This is a genomic window from Anabaena sp. 4-3 (assembly GCF_001597745.1).
In the GTDB taxonomy this organism is placed as follows: Bacteria; Cyanobacteriota; Cyanobacteriia; order Cyanobacteriales; family Nostocaceae; genus Trichormus.
In genome coordinates this window covers 98,413-101,585 of record NZ_LUHJ01000072.1, presented here as the reverse complement: position 1 = coordinate 101,585, position 3,173 = coordinate 98,413, and the positions used below count along the sequence as shown (strand labels likewise).

The 3,173-nt window shown below is 39.5% G+C and carries 2 protein-coding genes; both read left to right on the top strand.

Features of this window, described 5'->3' with window-relative positions; genetic code table 11:
* A partial coding sequence (locus A3775_RS20895; RefSeq protein ID WP_197480205.1) for a response regulator occupies nt 1–903 on the top strand: 903 nt, incomplete at its 5' end.
* Between the two features lie 77 nt (nt 904–980).
* Nucleotides 981–3,173: PAS domain S-box protein (locus A3775_RS20890; RefSeq protein ID WP_197480204.1), on the top strand; the 2,193-nt coding region annotated here is incomplete at its 3' end.

Sequence of the window (3,173 nt, the reverse complement as noted above, 5' to 3'; positions counted from 1 at the left end):
AAGTATGGAGGCACTGGTTTAGGATTGGCAATCACTCGCCGACTCACCAACATGATGGGTGGAATTGTTACACTCGAAAGTGAGTTAGGGCAAGGTAGTATTTTTACTTTTGTCTTTCCTGAATTATCCCTAGGCAATGACACTACGGAATTGCCTGAACATTCCTCTCCAGATGATGATCTCAATCAGTTTGCTCCCTGCACAATTTTGGTTGTGGATGATGTAGACTCAAATCGCCAGCTAATTCAGGGATACTTTGCCCAAACTCATCATTTGTTAATCATGGCTGAAGATGGCGAGGAAGCGATTCGCCTGACGCAAATACATCAGCCAGACTTGATTTTACTTGATTTGCGAATGCCTCGGATGAATGGATGTGAAACTGCGTTGCATCTCAAAAATGACGCACGCACTCAACATATTCCCATCATTATTTTGACAGCTTCTTGCCAGAAGGAAGAACAATTAGAGGTTGAGATAATTTGCCAGGGCTTTTTGCGTAAACCTGTCAGCCGTAGCGCACTCATAACAGAAATGAAAAAATATCTCCAGATTTCTCCACCAAGAGCGCAACAATATGAGTTACCGCCAGACAATTTACACTTTGGTAACTCTGACAAAGCTGCATCAAAGATTCCCATTAATTTAACAGAACTCCTGGCTAAAATCCGGCAAGAGGAAGAAATCGTCTGGATAACTCTGCGAAAAACTTTAGAAATGCGAGAACTGCAACAGTTTATTGCACGCCTAGAGGTGTGGAGCCAGGAACATCAATGCCAAATTTTGGCGGATTATGCCAATTCTCTGAAAACACAGCTAGATGCTTTTGATTGGCAGTTATTACCGCAAACTATCGAAAAATTCCCCTCTATTCGGCAACAAATTGCCAAAAATTCTTATTAAATGCCCATACCATAACAAACCTAATTATCCGCCTGCTTTATCCCACTAATTCGCAAAAACTGCGTATTCCTAACTCAATGAAAGCACCATTACCTGATAACGAAACAGAGAGAATTGCAACACTTTTGCAGTATGGCATCCTTGATACTCCATCAGAAGCTGCCTTTGACGATTTGGTTCGTTTAGCTTCCTATATTTGTGAAACTCCTGTGGCTTTAGTCAGCTTAATTGATACAAACCGTCAATGGTTCAAAGCAAAACTGGGATTAGATGCAGGGGAAACTTGTCGTGATTTGGCATTTTGCGCTCATGCGATTCTACAATCTAATATTTTTATAGTACCTGACGCTACAAAAGATGAAAGATTTGCAACCAACCCATTAGTAACCTCATCTCCCCATATTCAATTTTATGCTGGTGTACCCCTGATTAACCCTCAAGGCTATGCTTTAGGAACCCTTTGTGTAATTGATTTTGTACCACGCAATTTATCTAATGAACAGCTTGAGGCATTAGAATCTTTAGCCCGCCTAGTTATCAAACAAATGGAGTTGCGCCGCAACTTAGCGAGTTTGAATCTGGTCAGCAATGAACGCCAACAGGCAAATAATTTACAAAGGCTATTTTTTACAAAAGTGAGTGCTGGCTTTGCGTTAGCAGCAGTATTTTTAATCTGCATGGGTGCAGTTACTCACCACACTATAAGACTATCTTTTAATACTATTGTTAAATTGGAAAATACTCAAGAAGAAATTAACACATTAGACAAAATTTTATTTTACTTAAAGGAAGCTGAAACGGCACAACGTGGTTACATCACGACTGGAGAAAAGCCTGATCTACAGCCGTATCAGCAAGCAACTAAAAACATAGAAAGAGAATTTGAGAAACTGAGTAATTTAGCAGATGATCAATTTGACCTACAACATATTGACAAGCTCAAAACCCTAATAAGATTAAAACTTACAAAACTCCAGCAAAACATCGACTTGCGCCAACGCACGGGTTTGGAGGCTACTTTGCAGACAATTAAGACAGATCAAGGCAAACATATTCTGGATAATATCCACAAGATTATCCATGAGATGAAGGCAGCAGAAAATCAGCTACTCAAACAAAAATTACAAGCAGCAAAAAACAGCGATAAAAATGCAATTCTTGTATTAGAAATTGCATTGATATCAACTTTTTCAATTCTTTCTTTAATCTACTACTTCGTTTATCGTGAAATAACTCGAAGGAAGTTAGTAGAACAAACTCTTAAGCAAGAAAGAAACTTTATTTCCAAGCTCCTTAATACAGCCGACGTTTTAGTATTAGTGCTGAACCTAGAAGGGAGAATTGTTCGTTTTAATCAAGCTTGTGAAATACTTACAGGTTATTCATTTGATGAGGTTAGGGATAGGTATTTTTGGGATGTATTTTTATTTCCTGAAGAACGGGAAACAGTCAAAGCTGTGTTTGAGCAGTTAAAATCTGGTAAATTAGCCCCAGACCAACGAAATTGTGAACTCTACTGGAGAAATAAGAATGGTAGTAGGCGGTTGATTGCCTGTTCCAACAATATCCTGAAGAGCTATGAAGATACAGTAGAATATATCATCAGTACAGGCATCGACATTACGGAACGCAAACAAGTAGAAGAGCAATTACGGGCAACCAGTTCACGATTAGCGACCTTAATTGAAAATCTGCAAGCGGGTGTATTAGTAGAAGATGAAACCCGGAAGATAGCTTTAATTAATCAACAATTTTGTCACCTGTTTGGCATTCCTGTGTCCTCTGAGGCTTTATTGGGGGCAGACTGTAGCGAATTAGCTCAACAGGCAAAACAGATATTTATCAATCCAGATGCCACATTAAAACGTATTGAGCAAATACTTCAGGAAAAACGAGTAGTTACAGCAGAAGAAATTGATTTAGTAGATGGTCGCACTTTAGAGCGAGACTATATCCCAGTTTTCGTAGATCAGCAGTATCAAGGACACCTGTGGCAATATCGTGATATCACACAACGCAAACTCTCAGAGATGGCTCTCAGGGAAAGTCAAGCGCGGTTAGGTTTAATTAATAGCATCCTCACAGGTATTACCACGGGCATGACAGTGGAACAAATAATTTCCTTTACTGTTTACCAGTTAAGTGAATACTTCAGCCACTACCGTGTAGCCTACTCAACCATTAATGAAGAAGGAATACTGACGGTAATTCATGCTTTAGAACCTTCGGGTATGCCGCCAATACAAGGATTGAAAGCAGACCTGACCATT